The 20,683-nt window shown below is 61.5% G+C and carries 20 protein-coding genes; 12 read left to right on the top strand and 8 right to left on the bottom strand.

The features are described from left to right. The first annotated feature begins 113 nt into the window (after positions 1-113). The 3 genes from CAF90_RS17305 to CAF90_RS17295 all read left to right on the top strand — a co-directional run bounded on the left by CAF90_RS17305 (position 114) and on the right by CAF90_RS17295 (position 3,756). Positions 114-1,040: a sugar ABC transporter substrate-binding protein gene (locus CAF90_RS17305; protein WP_007956051.1), complete on the top strand. Its 927-nt coding sequence runs from the start codon at positions 114-116 to the stop codon at positions 1,038-1,040. A 70-nt stretch (positions 1,041-1,110) separates the two neighbouring features. Beyond that, positions 1,111-2,676, top strand: a complete 1,566-nt coding sequence (locus tag CAF90_RS17300; protein ID WP_085607959.1) for a sugar ABC transporter ATP-binding protein — start codon at positions 1,111-1,113, stop codon at positions 2,674-2,676. A gap of 57 nt (positions 2,677-2,733) precedes the next feature. Beyond that, on the top strand, positions 2,734-3,756 hold the full coding sequence (locus CAF90_RS17295) for an ABC transporter permease (RefSeq protein WP_007956055.1): 1,023 nt from the start codon (positions 2,734-2,736) through the stop codon (positions 3,754-3,756). Between the two features lie 105 nt (positions 3,757-3,861). Here the strand turns inward: CAF90_RS17295 and CAF90_RS17290 are convergent, their stop codons facing one another. Continuing rightward, positions 3,862-4,119 carry a hypothetical protein gene (locus CAF90_RS17290; RefSeq protein ID WP_085607776.1) on the bottom strand — a complete coding sequence of 86 codons (258 nt, stop codon included), beginning with the start codon at positions 4,117-4,119 and terminating at the stop codon, positions 3,862-3,864. Positions 4,120-4,344: 225 nt separating this feature from the next. On the opposite strand from CAF90_RS17290, the gene CAF90_RS17285 reads away from it, so the two are divergent. Then, positions 4,345-4,674, top strand: a complete 330-nt coding sequence (locus CAF90_RS17285) for a hypothetical protein (RefSeq protein ID WP_085607774.1) — start codon at positions 4,345-4,347, stop codon at positions 4,672-4,674. 57 nt (positions 4,675-4,731) lie between these two features. Here CAF90_RS17285 and CAF90_RS17280 read toward each other — a convergent pair whose 3' ends face one another. From CAF90_RS17280 to CAF90_RS17265, 4 genes are all read right to left on the bottom strand, one after another. Next, a complete protein-coding gene (locus CAF90_RS17280) occupies positions 4,732-5,145 on the bottom strand; it encodes a VOC family protein (RefSeq protein WP_085607772.1) in 414 nt (137 codons plus the stop codon). Positions 5,146-5,304: 159 nt separating this feature from the next. After that, positions 5,305-6,249: an alpha/beta hydrolase gene (locus CAF90_RS17275; protein ID WP_085607770.1), complete on the bottom strand. Its 945-nt coding sequence runs from the start codon at positions 6,247-6,249 to the stop codon at positions 5,305-5,307. A 112-nt stretch (positions 6,250-6,361) separates the two neighbouring features. Continuing rightward, positions 6,362-7,360 (bottom strand): NAD(P)H-quinone oxidoreductase, encoded by a 999-nt coding sequence (locus tag CAF90_RS17270; RefSeq protein WP_085607768.1) that lies wholly within the window; start codon positions 7,358-7,360, stop codon positions 6,362-6,364. Between the two features lie 64 nt (positions 7,361-7,424). Further along, on the bottom strand, positions 7,425-8,645 hold the full coding sequence (locus CAF90_RS17265) for a YbfB/YjiJ family MFS transporter (RefSeq protein ID WP_085607766.1): 1,221 nt from the start codon (positions 8,643-8,645) through the stop codon (positions 7,425-7,427). A gap of 112 nt (positions 8,646-8,757) precedes the next feature. On the opposite strand from CAF90_RS17265, the gene CAF90_RS17260 reads away from it, so the two are divergent. Continuing rightward, entirely contained in the window at positions 8,758-9,633 is an 876-nt protein-coding gene (locus CAF90_RS17260; protein WP_085607764.1) for a LysR family transcriptional regulator, read from the top strand. Positions 9,634-9,882: 249 nt separating this feature from the next. Next, on the top strand, positions 9,883-10,656 hold the full coding sequence (locus tag CAF90_RS17255) for a hypothetical protein (RefSeq protein WP_139834504.1): 774 nt from the start codon (positions 9,883-9,885) through the stop codon (positions 10,654-10,656). A gap of 50 nt (positions 10,657-10,706) precedes the next feature. Here CAF90_RS17255 and CAF90_RS17250 read toward each other — a convergent pair whose 3' ends face one another. Then, positions 10,707-11,429 (bottom strand): pirin family protein, encoded by a 723-nt coding sequence (locus CAF90_RS17250; protein WP_085607760.1) that lies wholly within the window; start codon positions 11,427-11,429, stop codon positions 10,707-10,709. Between the two features lie 211 nt (positions 11,430-11,640). On the opposite strand from CAF90_RS17250, the gene CAF90_RS17245 reads away from it, so the two are divergent. After that, on the top strand, positions 11,641-12,591 hold the full coding sequence (locus tag CAF90_RS17245) for a GlxA family transcriptional regulator (protein ID WP_085607758.1): 951 nt from the start codon (positions 11,641-11,643) through the stop codon (positions 12,589-12,591). Positions 12,592-12,681: 90 nt separating this feature from the next. After that, the gene (locus CAF90_RS17240) at positions 12,682-14,154 is read left to right on the top strand and encodes a winged helix-turn-helix domain-containing protein (RefSeq protein WP_085607756.1); all 1,473 of its coding nucleotides are present in this window, start codon (positions 12,682-12,684) and stop codon (positions 14,152-14,154) included. On the opposite strand, the gene CAF90_RS17235 is transcribed toward CAF90_RS17240, so the two are convergent. Continuing rightward, positions 14,116-16,902, bottom strand: coding sequence for a winged helix-turn-helix domain-containing protein (locus CAF90_RS17235; protein ID WP_085607754.1), 2,787 nt, complete (start codon positions 16,900-16,902; stop codon positions 14,116-14,118). The genes CAF90_RS17240 and CAF90_RS17235 overlap by 39 nt on opposite strands. Before the next feature lie 333 nt (positions 16,903-17,235). On the opposite strand from CAF90_RS17235, the gene CAF90_RS17230 reads away from it, so the two are divergent. Beyond that, positions 17,236-17,805 carry a flavodoxin family protein gene (locus CAF90_RS17230; RefSeq protein WP_039771521.1) on the top strand — a complete coding sequence of 190 codons (570 nt, stop codon included), beginning with the start codon at positions 17,236-17,238 and terminating at the stop codon, positions 17,803-17,805. Positions 17,806-17,811: 6 nt separating this feature from the next. On the opposite strand, the gene CAF90_RS17225 is transcribed toward CAF90_RS17230, so the two are convergent. Then, positions 17,812-18,213 carry a helix-turn-helix domain-containing protein gene (locus tag CAF90_RS17225; RefSeq protein ID WP_085607752.1) on the bottom strand — a complete coding sequence of 134 codons (402 nt, stop codon included), beginning with the start codon at positions 18,211-18,213 and terminating at the stop codon, positions 17,812-17,814. Between the two features lie 247 nt (positions 18,214-18,460). Here CAF90_RS17225 and CAF90_RS17220 point away from each other — a divergent pair, with 247 nt between their 5' ends. The 3 genes from CAF90_RS17220 (at position 18,461) to CAF90_RS29585 (ending at position 20,676) form a co-directional block, all read left to right on the top strand. Beyond that, on the top strand, positions 18,461-19,444 hold the full coding sequence (locus CAF90_RS17220; protein WP_085607750.1) for an MBL fold metallo-hydrolase: 984 nt from the start codon (positions 18,461-18,463) through the stop codon (positions 19,442-19,444). A gap of 45 nt (positions 19,445-19,489) precedes the next feature. Beyond that, positions 19,490-20,413: a LysR family transcriptional regulator gene (locus tag CAF90_RS17215; protein WP_085607748.1), complete on the top strand. Its 924-nt coding sequence runs from the start codon at positions 19,490-19,492 to the stop codon at positions 20,411-20,413. Positions 20,414-20,538: 125 nt separating this feature from the next. Continuing rightward, on the top strand, positions 20,539-20,676 hold the full coding sequence (locus CAF90_RS29585) for a hypothetical protein (protein WP_170929407.1): 138 nt from the start codon (positions 20,539-20,541) through the stop codon (positions 20,674-20,676). Positions 20,677-20,683 lie beyond the last annotated feature (7 nt).

Below are 20,683 nucleotides of genomic sequence, written 5' to 3'. Positions count from 1 at the left end.
ATTCCAGATTCACTGTCTCGGGATACAGTTTCAACGCTTCGACTGCTTGTCCGCTTACTGAAATCGTCATGCCTCATCCATAAAACCAACAAGAATGTGGAGAAAGACTTTTCATGAAGACCAAGACCCGTTTTGCCTCACTGGCCTTGTCCCTGATGTTCGCCAGCGGCGCTGCGCTGGCCGATATGAAGATCGGCGTCAGCATGTCCCAGTTCGATGACACCTGGCTGACCTACCTGCGCGAATCCATGGACAAGAAAGCCAAGTCCTATCCCGACGGCGTCAAGCTGCAGTTCGAAGACGCCCGTAGCGACGTGGTCAAGCAACTGAGCCAGGTCGAAAGCTTCATCAGCCAGAAGGTCGACGCCATCGTGGTCAATCCGGTGGATACCGCCGCCACCAAAAAGATCACCGAAGCCGCAGTGAAGGCAGGCATTCCGCTGGTCTACGTCAACCGCCGCCCCGATGACCTGAACCTGCCCAAAGGCGTGGTAACCGTTGCTTCCAACGACCTGGAAGCCGGCGAGATGCAGATGCAGTACCTCGCCGACAAAATGGGCGGCAAGGGCGACATCGTGATTTTGCTGGGCGATCTGGCGAACAACTCCACCACCAACCGCACCAAGGGCGTCAAAGAGGTGCTGGCCAAATACCCGGACATCAAGGTCGAGCAGGAGCAGAGCGGCGTCTGGCTGCGGGATAAGGGCATGACCCTGGTCAATGACTGGCTGACCCAGGGCCGCAAGTTCGACGCGGTCGTCTCCAACAACGACGAAATGGCCATCGGTGCCGCCATGGCCCTGCAACAGGCCGGCGTCGCCAAAGGCAGCGTGTTGATCGCGGGTGTCGACGGCACGCCGGACGGCTTGAACGCTGTGAAGAAGGGCTCGCTGGCCGCTTCCGTGTTCCAGGACGCCAAGGGTCAGGCCGACGGTTCCATCGATACGGCGGTGAGAATGGCGAAGAACGAGCCGGTCGAGCCGGCGGTCTGGGTGCCGTTCCGCCTGATCACGCCGCAAAACGTTGACCAGTTCAAATAGTCCGTCCGTTCAATAACAACAATAAGCCCGCAAGGTGGCGACCGCGACCTTGCTGATGGAGTACCTGATCATGTTCGCTTCAGCGACTGCTTCGAGCACCCCTGTGACGGGGAGCCCGCCCACTGCACTACCTGTCGAAGAGCCGTACCTGCTGGAGATCCTCAACGTCAGCAAGGGTTTCCCCGGTGTGGTGGCGTTGTCCGATGTGCAACTGCGGGTACGCCCCGGTTCCGTGCTGGCGCTCATGGGCGAGAATGGCGCGGGCAAATCTACCCTGATGAAAATCATCGCCGGCATTTACCAGCCAGACGCCGGCGAGCTGCGCCTGCGGGGCAAGCCGGTGGTGTTCGAAACGCCACTGGCAGCGCTTCAGGCCGGGATCGCGATGATCCACCAGGAACTCAACCTGATGCCGCACATGAGCATCGCCGAAAACATCTGGATCGGCCGCGAGCAGCTCAACGGCTTTCACATGATCGACCACCGGGAAATGCACCGCTGCACGGCGAAACTGCTGGAGCGCCTGCGGATCAACCTTGACCCCGAAGAACTGGTCGGCAACCTGAGTATCGCCGAGCGGCAGATGGTCGAGATCGCCAAAGCCGTGTCTTACGACTCCGACATCCTGATCATGGACGAACCGACGTCGGCCATCACCGACAAGGAAGTCGCCCATCTGTTCTCGATCATTGCCGACCTGAAAAACCAGGGCAAAGGCATCATCTACATCACCCACAAAATGAACGAAGTGTTCGCGATCGCCGATGAAGTGGCGGTGTTTCGCGACGGGGCCTACATCGGCCTGCAGCGGGCCGATTCCATGGACAGCGACAGCCTGATTTCGATGATGGTCGGTCGCGAGTTGAGCCAGTTGTTTCCGGTGCGGGAAAAGCCGATCGGCGATCTGTTGCTGTCGGTGCGCGACCTCAAGCTCGATGGCATTTTCAAGGGTGTGTCCTTCGACCTGCACGCCGGGGAAATCCTGGGCATCGCCGGGTTGATGGGCTCGGGCCGGACCAATGTGGCTGAGGCGATCTTCGGCATCACGCCCAGCGACGGTGGCGAGATCCGCCTCGATGGCGAGGTGGTGCGCATCAGTGATCCGCACATGGCGATCGAGAAGGGCTTCGCGCTGTTGACCGAGGATCGCAAGCTCAGTGGTCTGTTCCCGTGTCTCTCGGTGCTGGAGAACATGGAAATGGCGGTCCTGCCGCATTACGCCGGCCACGGGTTCATCCAGCAAAAAGCCTTGCGCGCCTTGTGCGAAGACATGTGCAAGAAGCTGCGGGTGAAAACCCCGTCGCTGGAGCAGTGCATCGACACCCTGTCGGGTGGCAATCAGCAGAAAGCCTTGCTGGCTCGCTGGCTGATGACCAACCCGCGAATCCTGATTCTCGACGAGCCGACCCGTGGCATCGACGTCGGCGCCAAGGCCGAGATTTACCGGCTCATCGCCTACCTCGCCAGCGAGGGCATGGCGGTGATCATGATTTCTTCGGAGCTGCCGGAAGTGCTCGGCATGAGCGACCGTGTGATGGTCATGCACGAGGGCGACCTGATGGGCACCCTCGACCGCAGCGAGGCGACTCAGGAGCGGGTGATGCAACTGGCTTCGGGCCTGTCCTCGGTTCATTAATGGATACCGCTGGTGGCCGAGGCCGCCGTCGATGATGCGATAGAAAGGTGAGTGGTTATGAACGCGATACTGGAAAACAAACCGGCCACGGCACCGGTCAAGAGTCGCCGGCGCTTTCCGACGGAGCTGAGTATTTTCCTGGTGCTGATCGGCATTGGCCTGGTATTCGAACTGTTCGGCTGGATCGTGCGCGATCAGAGCTTTCTGATGAACTCCCAGCGGCTGGTGTTGATGATCCTGCAAGTGTCGATCATCGGCCTGCTGGCGATTGGCGTGACCCAGGTGATCATCACCACCGGTATCGACCTGTCGTCGGGCTCGGTACTCGCGTTGTCGGCGATGATCGCGGCCAGTCTGGCGCAGACCTCGGATTTCGCCCGGGCGGTGTTCCCGTCACTGACCGATTTGCCGGTCTGGATTCCGGTGATTGCCGGGCTCGGCGTCGGGCTGCTGGCGGGGGCGATCAACGGCAGTATCATCGCCATCACCGGGATTCCGCCGTTCATTGCCACGCTGGGCATGATGGTTTCGGCCCGTGGCCTGGCGCGTTACTACACCGAAGGCCAGCCGGTGAGCATGCTCTCGGATTCCTACACGGCGATCGGCCACGGCGCGATGCCGGTGATCATCTTTCTGGTGGTGGCGGTGATCTTCCACATTGCGCTGCGCTACACCAAGTACGGCAAATACACCTACGCCATCGGCGGCAACATGCAGGCGGCGCGCACCTCAGGCATCAACGTCAAACGCCATCTGGTCATCGTCTACAGCATCGCCGGGTTGCTGGCGGGGCTGGCCGGCGTGGTGGCTTCGGCTCGCGCCGCCACCGGACAGGCCGGGATGGGCATGTCCTATGAGCTGGATGCGATTGCCGCCGCAGTTATCGGTGGTACCAGTCTGGCGGGCGGGGTGGGGCGCATCACCGGCACGGTAATCGGCGCACTGATCCTGGGGGTGATGGCCAGCGGGTTCACGTTTGTCGGGGTCGATGCTTACATCCAGGACATCATCAAGGGACTGATCATCGTGGTCGCGGTGGTGATCGACCAATACCGCAACAAGCGCAAGCTCAAACGCTGAAGTCCATCATCCCGGCCTTGGAAAAGGGATGCGCGTAAAACAGTCAAGCCGATCGGAAGATCGGCTTTTTTGTGTCTGCGAAAACTGCAGAGGCGGCAAAGTCGTTCAGGGTTTCTTTTCTTCCATCCCATTCTTTGATTCGCTGGATGTTTGCGCATCCTTCTCTGTCTCATGGGTCTCTGCACCGGAGTTCGACCCCGAGGCTTCCTCACCCTTTTTGTCGGCCTTGTCTTCCTTGGATTCGGTGCCTCCCTGATTGACTCCAGGAATGCCGGTTGGCGGGACGCTGCTTCCCGCCATTGCAAGCGGTGCGGTGGCAGACAAAAGACTTCCAAGCATGAGGGCTGCAATGGTTCTGTTCATCGTCGGGGCTTCCGCGTCGGGTGGATTTACCTTGGAAAATCAGAGGCGAAACAAAGTGCCGAGCGGCTGACGGGCGGGAGAGGTGGGAGACGGGTGGCTGTGTAGCCGCGCATCTGTGTGGAGAGCCTCCGGTCGAGCATGGCTGCAACAGGCGGCAAATTGCTGGCCCCCGAATGTTTCAAGTCCCGGCAAACTCGCCTTTTTTCAAAAGGTTAGGTGGGCTATATGCGGACGATTGTCATCACCGTAGCAACGCTTTCCCTCGCTCTGTTCGCGTTGGAGGCCCAGGCCAGGGAACTGAGCAAGAGCCATCGTTTTGCGTGTACCTGGGGTTCGGATATTGCCGCCGGTGCGCAACAATCGAAGTTTTCGGGCATTTCTCTTTATGGTGCGCGAAAGCGCTTGCAGGCGCGCAAGTTCCAGCAACCGTGGATGCGCATGACCGCCATGGGCATCACCGAGCAGACCTACGACAGCGCCTCGCGGCTCAAGCCGGCGGCCGTCAAGCAGACCTACTACGAACAGTGCGTTCGGCACGAGCTGGCCCAGCGTTGAATGAAAAAGCCCTACCTGAAGAGGTCGGGCTTTTTCATGTCCGGTGCAATGAGAGCGTCACTTGTCACTTTCGCAATTGACCATCCACGACACGCCAAAACGATCCACCAGCATGCCGAAGCGCGCGGCCCAGAAGGTGGTTTCCAGCGGCATGTCGACACGACCGTCCCTGGCCAGGGCGTTAAACACCCGTTCGGCCTCAGCGATGCTGTCGACATTCAGGGAAATCGAGCAACCGCTCATGCCTTGGGTCGGGCGGTCGGGGGTGGTGTCCGACGCCATGAGCATCTGATCGCCGACTTTCAGGCAGGTATGGATGATCAGGTTGTGATGCTCTTTGGGGACATGTTCGGCGGCTGGGGTTTCGCCGAAGGTCATCATCGCTTCGAGTTTGCCTTGCAGGCATTGCTCGTAAAACGTGAAGGCTGCGCGGCAGTCGCCGTTGAAGATCAGGTACGGGTTGATTTTCATGGGGGTGCTCCCGAATAGGCAGTTAGACGCGGCGCGGCCGGGTGTGCCGAAGCAGCGTCATGGATTGACTCCATCCAGCAAAGCGTTAGAACGCCGGATTGCCAGCCGATGCTGCAAGAATTTCCTTTCGGGGTGACCGATGGTCTGCGGGGAGGGGCGTCAGGAGTCGCGCGGGTTCTTCTGTACCGCGGCGCCCGCCACCCGGGCGGCAGGTCGGGTTTGCATCAGCGCATCGATGGCCTTGCGATAGTTCTGTCCGCCCAGCGCCATGCTGTTGTTGTGCGTTGCGCCCGGCACCAGCAACAGGCGTTTCGGTTGTCGGGCAGCGGCGAACAGTTGCTCGCTGAAGCGTGACGGCACGAATGCGTCGGCCAGGCCGTGCACCACCAGCAGCGGCATGTGGATCTCGGCGATCTTGTCGATGGAATCGAATTTCTGCGACAGCAACCAACGCACCGGAAGAGAGGTGTTGGCTACGGCAGCCGCGACATCCGCCAATGAGGTGAATGTAGATTCGATAACCAGTCCCCGCACCGGCAGTGGGGTGTGATTTCTGGCAGCATCGCGGCCGAGTTCGGCAGCCAGATCGATGGCGACCGCGCCCCCCAGCGAATGCCCGTAGATCAGGCGTTTGTTCGGGGCCGGTTGCAACAGCTGGAAGCGTTCCCAGGCCACCCGCGCATCCTCGTACACCGTGCTTTCCGACGGCAGGTCGCCATGGCTCTGGCCGAAGCCGCGATAGTCGATGGCCAGTACCGAATAACCTGCTGCGCGCAATTGCTCGATACGAAACAGTTGCCCGGTGAGGTTCCAGCGTACGCCGTGCAGATAAAGAATGGCCGGTGCATCGGCGCGCTCCGCCGGCCACCACCAGGCGTGAATGTTTTGCCCGGCCTTGAAGCTTTTCGGTTGCAGGTCGAGTTCCTGCACGCTGCCGGGCAATCCGTGATACCAGCCGGCGGTGCCCGGTTCGATGCGAAACAACAGCTTGCGTTCGGTGTGTTCCAGCACGGCACAACTCGCCGGCACGCCGATAATCAGGGCGGCCATGCAGGCGAACGCCAGACGGCGGCGTCGAAGTCGGGTCATGAAGGCAAGGAACATTAAACGTTTCACCACGGCGCGGACAAAGAAAGCTTTTTACCAGATGCCTTGACCCGTGCGTGACATTTTCGACCACCGCACGCCTGCAACGATTACAAAATGCTGCAACGACTCAGTCGATCTTCAGCACGATCTTGCCGATGTGGTCGCCCGCTTCCATGTGCGCATGGGCCTTGGCTGCGTCGGTGAGCGGATAGACCTTGTCGATGATCGGCAGGCAGCGCCCGGCGGCCAGCACCGGCCAGACGTGTTCGCGCAAATGATCGGCGATGGCGGCTTTTTCCACCGAGGTACGGGCGCGAAGCAGGGAACCGGTAACCACCGCGCGCTTGCCTAGGATCGCCAGCAGATCGATGTCATTGGCCCGCGCGCCACCGAGGAACCCGAGCATCACCAACCGACCATCCATCCCCAAGGCGCTGATGTTCCCGTTGAGGTACGAGCCGCCCATGATGTCGAGGATCACATTGACGCCTTGGCCGGCGGTTTTCTCGGCGATGACAGCCACGAAATCCTGTTCCCGGTAGTTGATCGCTTCGCCGCCCAGTTTGCGGATCGCTGCGCATTTATCGGCGCTGCCGGCGGTGGCAAAGGCTTCGATGCCAAACTCGCGGCACAGCATCAATGCGGTGGTGCCGATGCCGCTGGTACCGCCGTGAATCAAGGCGCGCTGGCCACGGCTGGCGCCGCCGAGTCCGAACAGGTTGGCCCACACCGTGAAAAAGGTTTCCGGAATGGCCGCAGCCTGAATCCAGTCCAGCCCATCGGGAATCGGCAGGGCCTGGCCGGCCGGGACCGTGCAGTATTCGGCGTAACCTCCGCCATTGGTCAGCGCGCAGACCCGGTCACCGACCGCGAATGTGCTGACGCCGCTGCCAGTTGCCACGACCTCGCCGGCCACTTCAAGGCCCGGAATCGGGTTCATGCCGGGCTTCATCGGGTATTTGCCGGCGCGTTGCAGGGCGTCGGGGCGATTGATGCCGGCGGCGTGCACGCGGATCAGTATTTCGCCTTCTGCGGCGATTGGCAGCGGCACACGTCGGGGTTGCAGAACCTCGGGCCCGCCCGGTTTGGTGATTTCGATTCGGGTCATTTCGATGGGCAGTGTCATTTTCGATTCCTCTTGAAACAAGTGATCAGTAGATGGGAGCACAGGCAGGGCGCAATGATTCCCCTCATTGGGCGCAGCAGCGTTGTTCGACGGAGGAGGACAGCAGTTTCATGGCGTGCTCAAGTATCAGCGCGATCACGATGGCACCGCCGGCAATCACAAAGAGCAGGACATGCTGTCCGCCCGTGGCGTTGAACAGCGCCGAATAGGCGAAGCCGGCCAGTGCCTGAAACGTGGCGAACGACACCGTGGCGCGGCTCCACGCCACCTGTTGGCGATGATGATCCGGCACCAGCTCATGCACCCGGGCCAATGCCAGCGGGACAATGCCCGGTGGAAACGAACCGAGGATCACCGCCAGCAGCGCCAAGGCGAGGAACGAATGCGAAATGGCCAGCAAGCCAAGGGTGATCGCCTGCACCACCAGCACCAGACGAATGCCGGTCCGCGCGCCGAGATGATCGGCGAGGAAGCCATAACTCACCGGGCCGACGATGGCGCCCAGACCGTACATGATCCAGACCAGCGCGCCGACGTGCGCCCCGGCGCCCAGTCCACGGGCGACGTAATCCACCAGGAAAACCATGGCCGGTACCAGCCCGGCGGCCATGAACGCGTACTGGGCAAACAGCAGATAAACAGCAGGCGGTGTCGATTCGACCGGATCCACCTGAGCCGTTGCGGTGGTTGCATGGGGCAATTCCGAGGGCCAGCCGAACCAGCTCAAAGCCGTCAGTGCAAGCGACAATACGCCCAATCCCAGCCAGGTCGCCTCCAAACCCAGACTTAACAGCAGCGGAACAATCGTGCCCGAGCCGGCGATACCCAGACCGATGCCGAGGAAAATTGCCCCGCTGGCCAGGCCTTTGCGCGCGGCCGGTACGTGGGGCAGCACCGTCGCGGCCACCAGCACCATGATCGCGCCGCCCGCGATGCCGGACAGCAGGCGCCAACCGAAATACCAGCTCACCGACACCGGGTACGCACAGGCGAAAAACGCCACGGTCACCGCCAGCATCATCAGCCGCAAGGCGTTTCTCTGGGTAAGCCGGCGTGCCAGCGGTCGGCCGAGGAGGGCGCCGATCAGGTAACCGACCAGGTTGGCCGCGCCGAGATAGACCACATCATGGGCGGAAAACCACTGCGCCTGAATCAGCGAAGGGATCAGCGGCGTGTAGGCGAAACGCGCCAGACCGATGCTGACCAGGCTGGCGCAGAGTCCGGCGAAGATCGCCAGCCAGACACTCGTGTCCGGACGTTCGGGCGAAGCAGTTGAAGTGCGCATGACGGCAATCCTGTGGAAAGGTTTATGGCGTCCAGCATATCGGCTATTGTTGCTGCGTTAATGCAGCAAGTTTGCGTTGTAGTGATGCGTTTATGCATCAATGGAGAACGGTATGAATTGGGATGACGCACGGGTGTTTCTTGCGGTTTGTCGCGAGTCGACGTTACGCGGCGCCGCGCGCGTGCTGGGCGTGGATCAGGCGACAGTCGGGCGACGCATCACCGCACTGGAAAAGTCGCTGGGCGCGACCTTGTTCCTGCGCACCTCCGAGGGCTATGCACTGACGGCCGTCGGCGAAGCGGCGCTCAAGTCGGTGGAAAAAATGGAGCATTCGGCGCTGGAGCTGGAGCGGCGAATCCAGGGCCTGGACGACCGTCTGACCGGCAGTGTGCGGGTCAGCACCACCGATTCGCTGGCCATCGATTTCCTGATCCCGGCCATCGCGCAGTTGCACGAACGGCATCCGGACGTGCGCGTGCAACTGGACGCCTCCACGCAGATCCTCAGCCTGGCCAAACGCGAAGCTGACATCGCCGTACGCAATACCCGCCCGGACAACCCGGACCTGATCGCCCGGCGCATCGCGCGTTGGCCCGTGGGGCTGTTTGCCTCGCAGGACTATGTCGACAGGCATGGTGTGCCGGCGCCGGGCAGTGCGTTTGAGGGCCATGATCTGGTGGTGTACCAGCCATATCTGCAAGGCAACAAGGACCTGACCCTGGTGACCGAGCCCGTGACTCGCGGGCGGATCGTCGCCGGTCTGAGCTCCAGTCTGCTGGTCCGACGCTCGATTGCCGCCGGTCTGGGTGTAGGAGAAATTCCGGTCTACATGGGCGAGCGCGATGGTCTGCTCAGACTGTGGCCGGAGCGTACGCGGCCGTTGCCTTATGAAGTGTGGCTTGTGACCCACGCGGATCTGCGCCATACCGCGCGGGTCAGGGCGGTGATCGAGCAGATTGTCGAAGCGTTTGCGCTGGAGAATGAGTAGTCCTTGATGCCGTGTAGGACGGCTACATCAGCTGACGATCTTGCCTACAACAGCGCCAGAATCCGCTGGCTTGTGAGTTTTTTGGCCGGGCCCTATCGTTTCTCACGCCCGGAGTGAAAAGGTGAAATGCTCCGAGGTGATCAATCCAGGGAAGTATTGATAAACGTCAGAGGTGTGGAATTGATTGCAAGGGAAGTCAGCCAATTTCAAGCAAGCGACATGGCCGGGCAAACGGATAGAACTGAGTCTATGACCTACATAACGCGAGACGAATTCAGCGCCAGGATCGAGGTCATCGAGACAAGAATCGATGCACGGATCGAATCCATGTCCGCCAAGATCGATGGCTTTCTGACCCAGCAGGCCGAGCGGGACAAGGTGAGGCTGGAGCAGGAGCAGTCTCAGGAAGCTGCTCGATTGGAGTTGGAAGCAACTCGACTGGAGCGAGAGCGCTCTCAGGAAGAGGCTCGACTGGAGCGAGAGCGGTCTCAGGAAGCCGCTCGGCTGGAGCGAGAGCGCTCTCAGGAAAAGGTTCGACTGGAACAGGAGAAGGCTCGGAAAGAGGCTCGGCTGGAGCGAGAGAGGGCTCAGGAAGAAGTCCGCCTGACTCGGGAGCGGTATCTGGAGAACCTTCGCCAGGAGCAAGAAAGGATTCGGTTGGGAAGGGAAAAGGCCAATGAAAAAGCCTGGCTGGAGCGAGAGAAGATTGAGCGAAGAATTCGTCTGGCACAGGAAAAGGTTCATCAGGAGCGCGACAAGCGTTATGCGTTGATGACGGCTCGTATGGATCGATCCCTGGAGCGTATAGACGAAGCAATGAGAATGGTCTCGACGAACAAGGCGAACTACTGGGCCGCGACCACCGTACATTTTCTGGGGATGGTTGCCATTCTCGTCGGCTCCTACTACGCGAACCAGTCAAACGTGCTTGTCACGATGCAGACCACCCTGGCCATGATTCAATCGGTGAAAGAGGCTGGAAACCCTGCGCCGGCAGTGCTGATGACCTTGCCTGCTGAATGAAAAACGGCCTTCAACGAAGGCCGTTTTTTCGAGCGATGAAAACCACGGGCTTATGGCATTTCCGGCAATTCCTGCGGGCGCAGGTCAAACACCAGGACCTCGGCATCATGGCCATTGCTCAGGGTCAGTGCCTGTTCTTCACGAACCCGCACGCCGTCGCCTTCCTTCAACTGCACGCCGTTCAGTTCAACGCTGCCGCGAGCAACGTGCACGTAGGCATAGCGGTTGGCAGGCAGCTTGAGGGTGGCGCTTTCCTCACCATCGAACAGTCCGGCATACACTCGTGCATCCTGGCGTACTTTCAGCGAGCCGTGGCTACCTTCGGGCGAAATGATCAGTTGCAGGCGACCGCGTTTTTTCTGTTCGCTGAAGTGCTCTTGCTGGTAACGCGGTTTCGCGCCGCTGACGTCCGGCACGATCCAGATCTGCAGGAAGTGCACAGGCTTGGTCGCCGAATGGTTGAACTCACTGTGGGCCACGCCACTACCAGCGCTCATCAGTTGCACGTCGCCGGGGCGGATCACCGAACCGGTGCCGAGGGTGTCCTTGTGTTCCAGGGCGCCTTCGAGCACATAGGAGAAAATCTCCATGTCACGGTGCGGGTGCTGGCCGAAGCCCTTGCCGGCGGCAACGCGGTCATCGTTGATCACCAGCAGGTCGGAAAAACCCTGTTCACGCGGGTCACGGTAGCTGGCGAAGGAAAAGGTGTGGAACGACTTCAACCAGCCATGATTGGCCAGACCACGGTCGGAAGCTTTACGAAGGGTCAGCATGATGAAATCTCCTTTCAGGACGTTGATTCGTCCGAGTGAGGAGAAGGTTACTGGTTACCCTGCGATGCAATAAGTAGATGAAAATTGAAATACTGTCCGTTTTTAGTTGACAGTTGTGAGCACTGGATCACGCATTCTTTTCCAACGGTTCCACCGTATCTGGCCATAATGCGCAGACTTATGATTCCACATAGATTTTGGTGATACCCCCATGAAGACCGTGGCAATGGTGCTGTTTCCGGAATTTCTGCTGCTCGACATGGCCGGGCCGCTGGAGGTCTTTTCGGTTGCCAACCGCTACCTGAAACCGCAAGCCCACTATCACCTGACCACCCTGGGCACCGAGCGCGGGCCATTGCGTGCGTCCAATGGCGTCCTCGTGCACACCGATCGGCATATCGACGAAGCCGATGAGCGCTACGACTTGCTGCTGGTGCCGGGCGGCCCTGGCGCCTACAACGAAAAACACCCGCCGTTGCTCGCCTGGCTGCAAGGCGCGGTCACGCGTGCCGGGCAATACGGCTCGATCTGTACCGGCGCCTTCGTGCTGGGTCACGCCGGCTTGCTCGACGGCTATCGTGTGACCACTCACTGGAATTACACCGAGCGCCTGATCAAGGGTTTTCCGAAGGCAAACGTCGCCACCGACCAGATTTTTGTCGAGGATCGCAACCTGATCACCTCCGGAGGCGTCACGGCCGGCATCGATATGGCGTTGGCGGTGGTCGCCCGCGATCATGGCAAAAAGGTTGCCCAGGACGTGGCCAAGGTGTTGCTGGTGGTGATGAAACGTCAGGGCGGGCAAGCGCAGTTCAGCCCGTTGATGGCGGCAGTGGCGCCCCAGGAAACCCCGATCACCCGGGTGCAGAATCATGTGCTGGAGCATCTGGAGGAAGCCTTCACCGTCGAGCGCATGGCAGGTCTTGCGAACATGAGTGCACGGCACTTCGCCCGGGTGTTCGCTCGCGAGGTCAACATGACGCCCATGGAATTCCTGCAAAGTGCGCGTATCGATTGCGCGCGAAATCTGCTGGAAACCAGCGATCTGCCGCTGAAAACCGTCGCCTACAAAAGCGGTTTCGGCAGCGTGCGGCACATGCGTTTTCTGTTCGGCGAAAAGCTCGGGCTGACCCCGACGCAATATCGCGAACAGTTCAGCTAGAGCGGTTCTGTCCGTTACGGGCATCCGGATGTCCGTGCTGGACCCCGCGTGGTGGTTGTATCGTCATCGAGGCCTGCGAAGATAACGGACATGAACAGCCTCAACGAATTGAACTCGGCGTCGGTCCTGCGTTTCGGACCGTACGCGTTCCATTTGCGTCAACGGCTGATCCTCGAAGGGGATCGGCAATTGCGCATGGGCGGTCGTGCGCTGGACATTCTGCAAGTGCTGGTCGAGCGCGCCGGGCGGGTGGTCAGCAAAGAGCAACTGATTTCGCTGGTGTGGCCGACGTCGGTGGTCGAGGAGATCAACCTGCGGGTGCACATCGCCGCGCTGCGCCGGGCCCTTGGCGACGGCGAAAAAGGCCAGCGCTACATCGTCAATGTGCCGCAGCGCGGGTACAGCTTCGTGGCCCCGGTGCAGGGCGACAGCGCTGCTCACGTGGTGTTCGAAAACCTGCAAGCGCCCCAACACAATTTGCCCGCGCGGCTGACGCCGGTCACCGGGCGCGACTCACTGGTCGGTGGTCTGGTGCGGCAACTGCCGCTGTCCCGGCTCCTGACGGTGACCGGGCCTGCCGGTGTCGGCAAAAGCACCGTGGCACTGCGCGCAGCAGAACTGCTGCTGCAACATTTCCGTGACGGCGTGTGGCAGGTGGATCTGTCGCTTATCGACGGAGACACTCCGCTCCTCAATCACCTGCTGAAAACCCTCGATATCGATTTCCCCACCTTGGCAGCGCGCCACGCCTTGCTGGTGCTGGACAACTGCGAGCATCTGCACGAAGCCTGCCGGAACCTGCTGCAAACACTCCTCGACGCCGCGCCCCGTCTTTCGATCCTGGCCACCAGCCGCGAACCGTTGCGTCTCGGTCTGGAAGTCCTCCAGCCGCTGCCGCCCCTGACCCTTCCCAAAGCCTCGGCCCTCAACAGTGTCGCCGAGGTCATGGGCTATTCGGCGGTGCAGCTGTTTGTCAGTCGCGCCCGTGCGCGTCAACACGGCTTCAGTCTGCGTGAGCAGGATCTGGAAACGGTGCGCGATATCTGTCGGCGGCTCGACGGTCTGCCATTGGCGATCGAACTGGCAGCCGCGCAGATCGATGCGCTGGCGCTGGTCGGCCTTCAGACCCAGCTGGACCAAGGCCTGCAAGTCCTGAGTCACGGTCGCCGCACTGCCGTGACACGCCACCAGTCGATGAAGGCTGCGCTGGACTGGAGCTATCAGCGCTTGAGCGAGCAGGAACAACGCGTGCTGCAACGCTTGTCGGTGTTCAAGATGGCATTCACCCTCGACGCCGCCATCGGTGTGATCAGTTGCGCGCAACTACCACCCTCGACACTGGTGGCAGTGGTTGAACAGTTGGCGGCCAGGTCATTGCTGACAACGGACCGATCCAGCGGAACACTGCGCTATCGAATGCTCAACACCACACGCCGCTATGCCCGCGAACAGCTGGAGCAGGGCGGCGAACTGAGTGATGTCGAGCGTCGGCACGCGCGTTACCTGGGCCGCACCCGGCCAGCCTCAAGCGGCCGATTGACCGCGCAGTTCGTCGAGCAGTAACCGCACCTTGCGCAAGTCCGGGGTGGCATAGCCTTCGGTGAAGCGCTGGTAGATCGGTGTCAGCAATTCGAGTGCCTCACGGTAGCGCGACTGACGCTGCCACAACTGCGCCAGCGACGTCGCGCTGCGCAGTTCCCAGGCCAGGGCGCCTTGTGTCCGCGCAATTTCAAGCGATTGCTGCAAAGCGCTTTCGACCGTGTGATGACAGGGCGATTCAGCCGCCAGCAATCGCTCGGCCCGAGCCCGCAAGATCTCCGCCGTGCTCCAGCCGGCCGCACCACTTTCCGCTCGTTCGAGCAAAGCATCATCGACGAAACCCGGATCCAGCGTGACCATGATTTCCCTGACCAGACCGCTGTCGGCGGGCGGGATGGCGGGGGCCTTGTCGGCGTCGATCACCTGCGCGTAGTGCCGCGCCCACGTGTAGAACAGCAGCACCGAATGCTTCTGCGCCTGTTCGAGCAGCAGTTGCAGCAGCGCGCGGGCGTTCTGTACGTCGCCGTTGTAATGGGCGATCAGGCACGAGGCGAGTGCCAACGTGTAGCAGATCGAGGTGCCGTGGTTGATCTGCACCGCGATGTCCAGTGCTTGCCGCGCCGTGCGCCAGGCCTGCTCGGGAAAACCTTGCAGCCACAGCACTCGGGCGAGAACGGTCAGCGAGGCGACGCTCTGATCGTATTGCACGCCGAAACCGTGAGTGAAGCGGTTGAGGTGGCCGCTGTGGGCCATGCGCTGAATGACCTGCTCGGCGTGGATTCGCGCCTGATGCTGATCGCCGGCGTAATGCAGCGCGAGCACCCGCAAGCGATGGGTACTCAGGGACAGCTGCGCATCGCCGTGCACGCCGAGGCTTTCGAATTGCTCGCTCTGCTCCAGCGCCATCTGGTAATGCCCGCAACTGAGATTGACCGCCATGTGCCCCGACACGGCGCGCAATTGTCCGGCCTTGTCGTCGTGCCTTTGCGCCAAGAGACGGGCACTGGCAAAGGCTTCGATGGTTTCCGGTGTGCCACCCCAGGTGTGGTAGCAGGCGCTGCCGAGGGCCAGTTTCAAGGCGATTTCCAGTCGCGGGCAGGGCGCGTCGGATGACGCCAGCAACGCGAGTGCCCGGCGCACATGCACGCCGTACTCTTTCAGCAAGGACAGCTCCTGCCACAACGGCGCCGACGTCGCCGTCAGGCGCACGCCGAGCGCGCGCGAGCCTTCGTCGTTCAGCGTCCAGTCCAGCGCCGCGCGCAGGTCTTCAAGACCACGGGCGTAACGCTCGATCCAGACTTCGGTCGCCGTGTTCTCCCAATCGGCCTGAGCCTGATGCATCAGCGCCAGGCTGCGTTCGGCATGACGCTCGCGGGTTTCGCCGAGCTCGGCGGCCTGGTCGAGTTTTTCCAATGCATAGCGACGAGTCGTGTCGAGCAGGCGATAAAACACTTCTTCATCGCCAACCTCGACGTTGAGCAGCGACTTGGCGACCAGTTGCGTGATCGAGGCAAACACTTCGTTCGACTCGATGTGCTGACCGACGATAACCGCCGCCGCAGATTCCAGCGTGAATGCGCCACGAAACACGCCCAGTCGGCGCAGGCCGGTCTGTTCGCAGGCGTTGAGCAGATTGAAACTCCAGTCCAGCGTAGCGCGCAAGGTTTCATGCCGACCGAGGCGAGTCTGATTGCCCGCCGGCAAACGCCCCTGAAGCTGACTCAGCAAACCGTCCAGCCCGAGGCCCGCGACCTGCGCGGCGGCCAGTTCCAGTGCCAGCGGGATGCCGTCCAGCCGTCGACAGATGTCGATGATCAACGGCAGATCAGCGTTGCCCGGCTCAAAGTGTTCGTGGGCCGCCATCGCCCGTTCGACGAACAGTTGCAGCGCAGAGAATCCCATCGCCTGATCGCGGTCGAGCACTGCAATCGGTGGCGGACAATCAAGAGATTCCAGACGCTGCACATACTCGCCCTCGGCGCGCAGGCTTTCGCGGCTGGTGGCCAGAATGTGCACTTGCGGCGCGCCACGCAGAATGCTTTCGCTGAGCAGCGCGACGGCGTCGATCAAGTGCTCGCAGTTATCGATCACCAGCAGCATCTGCCGCTCGCGCAGGCTGTTGATCAGGCAGGCCATCGGTTCACTGTCGTGCAGCGAAAGGTCCAGCAGGGCGGCGAGGTGCGAGCAGATCGAGCCCGGATCGTTGAGCGGTGCCAGATCCAGCAGACGAATCCCGTCGCGATAACGGCCAATCAACTGTTCGGCAACGCGCAGGGCCACGGTGGTCTTGCCTATGCCGCCCGGGCCGACCAGGGTGATGCAGCGCTGGCGCGGCAGCTGCGTCATCAGGCTGTCGACCACCGACTGGCGCCCGATCATCCGCGTACGGCGCAATGGCAAGTTATGCCGGCCGAGGTTGGCGGCGGTGGGGCGTTGCTCAATCGATTGCAGCACGACCGGCGCGACGAAACTGTAGCCGCGCTGCGCCACCGTGACGATGTAGCGTTGCCCGGCCTGACCGTCGCCGAGGGCCTTGCGCAGCGCGGCCATGTGTACCCGCAGATTGATGTCTTCCACCACGCTGTCCGGCCAGACCCCGGCGATCAACTGCTGCTTGCTCACCACCTCGCCGGCGTGGGCCAGCAGGATCAGCAGAATGTCCATGGCGCGGCGGCCCAGGCGCAAAGGCTGGTCGCCTTCAAGCACCAGCCGCTGGCCGGGGTGGATCCGATAGGGGCCGAAACCGATGGCCTGATTCGGGGAAAGACTCAACCGCTCACTCCTTCGACGTTTTTTATGATCCTGGTCCGCCTCGGTGAAGAATCCGTGACGGGCAGGGCGGGGAGCGACTCGAGGGTCACGCAAGCCGTCTAATCCGCAGTATCCGGGCATATTCCTCAGGATTTGTCGCCAGTGCAACGTGCGCGCAATGCACGCGCCCCGGCATCGCTCGGCATCCAGTGCCGTCACCACTGTATTTAAAGGCCGGAACCTGTGCCGGTTCACCCGACAGCCGGGAAAAATTAACAACGATTAACTCGTCCGCGCCCGCGTCAGAGCCAAAACTCCGGGGCAATGGAATGCATACGTCCGGAGGACGCTGCGATGAGCAAGGTAGTGGTGGTCTATCACAGTGGCTACGGGCACACCCGCGTCATTGCGCAGGCAGTGGCCCAAGGTGTGGAACGCCATTTGGGCAGCACTTGCCTGTTGCTGGCGGTGGAAGACGTGGAAGCCCACTGGGATGACTTGCACCGCGCCGACGCCATCATCTTCGGCGCGCCGACCTACATGGGCAGCGCCTCGGCGGCGTTCAAGCAATTCATGGAGGCCACGGCCTCGTTCTACCTCGCCCGGCCGTGGCGCGACAAACTTGCGGCGGGCTTCACCAACTCCGGCAGCCTGTGCGGCGACAAGCTCAATACCTTGCTGCAAATGGCAGTGTTCGCTGCCCAGCACTCGATGATTTGGGTCGGGCTCGATCTGCTGCCGGCCCGTGCGTGTGAAGGTGTGTTCGACGGCCAGTTGAATCGCCTCGGCAGCTCCCTCGGCGCCATGTCCCAATCCTGCGTCGAGCAACCGCCCGAACAGGCACCTCCTTTGGAAGACCAGCAAACCGCCGCGCACCTGGGCGAGCGGGTGGCACGATTGGCTCAGCGGATGGCTCGCGGATGAACCGCCTCAGCGGTTTTTCATGACCTGACAACGCCACGCAAACGGATTGATCCCTTCGCTGCGGGTGAAGATGTGGCAGAAGTGCGCCTGATCGCAGAAGCCGCATTCGAGGCTGATCTGCGTGAGGCTGTGGTTGGTGTGCTGGATCAACAGCTTGGCCCGGGCAATGCGCTGAGTGCGGATCCAGTCTTGCGGCGAGTACCCGGTGCTGCACTTGAACGCCCGGGAAAAATGGCTGCGTGAGAGTGAGCAGGCGCTGGCCAGTTCGGTGACTTCAAGGCTGTCGCCGAGGCGTTCGAGGATCAGCTGTTTCACCAGCCGCTCACGTTGCGGGCTGAGGCCGCCGGTGTTGGTCTTGCGGGGTTCGCTGGCAGGGGCGCGGGCGACGGTTTGCTGTAAGTGAGCCATGGCCAAGGTCCGTGTCGGTGGGGAACGCACGGTCAGCGCTTTCCCTCAGGTCAATAAAACAACGCTGCGCAGAGGGATTCATTGTTTGGCGAGGGGCGAAGGCTGACGAGTTAAACGTTGTTAATTCCACTGTCAGCTCCAACTCAGCACACCGCTGCAAGTCCCCATGACGGGAACCGGGCAGGATGGCGACGATGGGGAGCGGGCCATAAGGGCCGCAGAATCGGGCTCGTTCGAGGGGATGAATATGAAAGGTTTGTTCAACGGCGCAATCGGCGTGGCGTTGGTCGGTGTGATGTCCACCGCCATGGCGCAGGCGCCGCAGGTCGGCACGCAGGCGCCAGGCTATTTTCGACTGGCGATGGGCGATTACGAAGTGACGGCGCTGTTCGACGGCTACAACGATTTGTCGCCGAAGCTGCTGCAGGGCATGAGCCAGAGCCAGATTCGCGCCTTGCTGGCCCGCCGCTCGATTGAAACGCCGGGTGTGCAGACCGCGTTCAATGCGTTCCTGGTCAACACCGGCAAACAATTGATTCTGGTGGATACCGGCGCGGGCCAGTGCATCGGCGCCACTGCCGGCCAGCTCTCGGCGAACATGCGGGCGGCGGGCTACAAGCCGGAACAGGTCGATGCGATTCTGCTGACTCACCTGCACCTGGATCACGTCTGTGGACTGGTCGACGGCCAGCAACAACCGATCTTCGCCAATGCGACGGTTTACGCCGCCAAGGCAGAAGCCGATTACTGGCTCGACCCGAAGGCCCTCGCCAAGGCACCAGCCGGCGCGCGGGAGTTCTTCAAGATCGCTCAGGACTCTACCGCGCCATACGTCTCCGCCGGGCGCTTCAAGACATTCGCGGCGGGCCAGTCGCCGTTGCCGGGCTTGGTCGAAGCCACGCTGGAAGCCGGGCACACGCCGGGCAGTACCACTTACCGTTTTACTTCACAGAATCAGAGCATCGTGTTTATGGGGGATCTGGTGCACAACCTCGCGGTGCAGTTCGATCATCCTGAGGTAGCGATCAGCTTCGACGTCAACAGCCAGCAAGCGATCAAGAGTCGTAATGCGGTGTTCAGTGCAGCGGCGGCCAGCAAGACCTGGGTAACGGCTGCGCACTTGCCGTTCCCGGGCATCGGCCATATCACCGCGGTCGACAAACACTTCCAGTGGGTGCCGGTCGAATACGGTCCCTACAAACGCGCGGCCAAAGTACCGCTCATCGAGTAAAGTGCCCACCTTTCACGTCAGGCTCAAACAAGGAAAACGTGCCCCATGAACCGAAACGATCTGCGCCGCGTCGACATGAACCTGCTGGTGATTTTCGAAGCGCTGATGTTCGAAAAGAACCTGACCCGCGTCGCCGAAAAACTGTTCATGGGCCAACCGGCGGTGAGCGCGGCGCTGGGCCGCTTGCGCGATCTGTTCGACGACCCGCTGTTGCTGCGCAACGGTCGCGGCATGGAACCGACGGCGCGGGCGCTGGCGATTCTGCGGGAACTGCAACCGGCGATGGACGTGATTTCCGGCGCGGTCAGCCGGGCCAAGGAATTCGATCCGGCCACCAGTTGCGACGTGTTCCGCATCGGCCTGTCGGATGACGCGGAGTTCGGCCTGTTCCCGCCGCTATTGCGCCAGTTGCAGGAAGAGGCGCCGGGGATCGTGGTCGTGGTGCGCCGCGCCAACTACCTGCTGATGCCGACCTTGTTGGCGTCGGGGGAAATCTCCGTCGGCGTGAGTTACACCACCGATCTGCCGGCCAACGCCAAACGCAAGAAACTGCGCGACATTCCCTGCAAGGTCCTGCGCGGTGACAGCCGCCCGGATCCGCTGACCCTCGACGAGTACTGTGAGCGGCCTCATGCGATGGTGTCGTTCTCGGGGGATCTGAGCGGCAACATCGACGTGGACCTGGCCAAGGTCGGTCGCAGCCGCCGGGTGGTGCTTGGCGTGCCGCAATTCAGTGGTTTGCGCGCGCTGCTGGCGGGCACCGAGATGATCGCGACTGTGCCGGATTACGCGGCGTGTGCGTTGGTCGATGGCTGTGCGTTGCGAGCTGAGGATCCGCCGTTTCCGATTGATGCGGCGCAACTGTCGATGGCCTGGAGCGGGGTGCATGACAACGATCCGGCGGAGAAATGGCTGCGTTCGCGGATCAGTCAGTTCATGTCGGTGTCGCTGGATATTCCGGCGGTGTAAATGCGCCGTTTGTCCGGAATATCGCTCCACCTGTAAGTTCTGACAGTAGCGCTGGCCCGTGTGTGGGTGTGTGATTGATCCAATGCCTTTCGAGGGCCATGTCACACCCGCACCGGGACAGAACGATGACCGCCAACAGCCCCAACGCAAATGCCGCCGCTCCACCGCCTCCGACCATTCAGGAAAACCCGAGCACATTCCTGCTGGACCCGCAAAATGTGCGCAACACACTGACGGTCGAGGTGACGGACCCGTCGCTGTAATCCGGCG

The organism is Pseudomonas sp. B37(2017) (assembly GCF_002112885.1).
Lineage (GTDB): Bacteria > Pseudomonadota > Gammaproteobacteria > Pseudomonadales > Pseudomonadaceae > Aquipseudomonas > Aquipseudomonas paraglycinae.
Note: the sequence above shows the minus strand (reverse complement) of the source record. Positions and strands in the feature narration are given on the sequence as shown.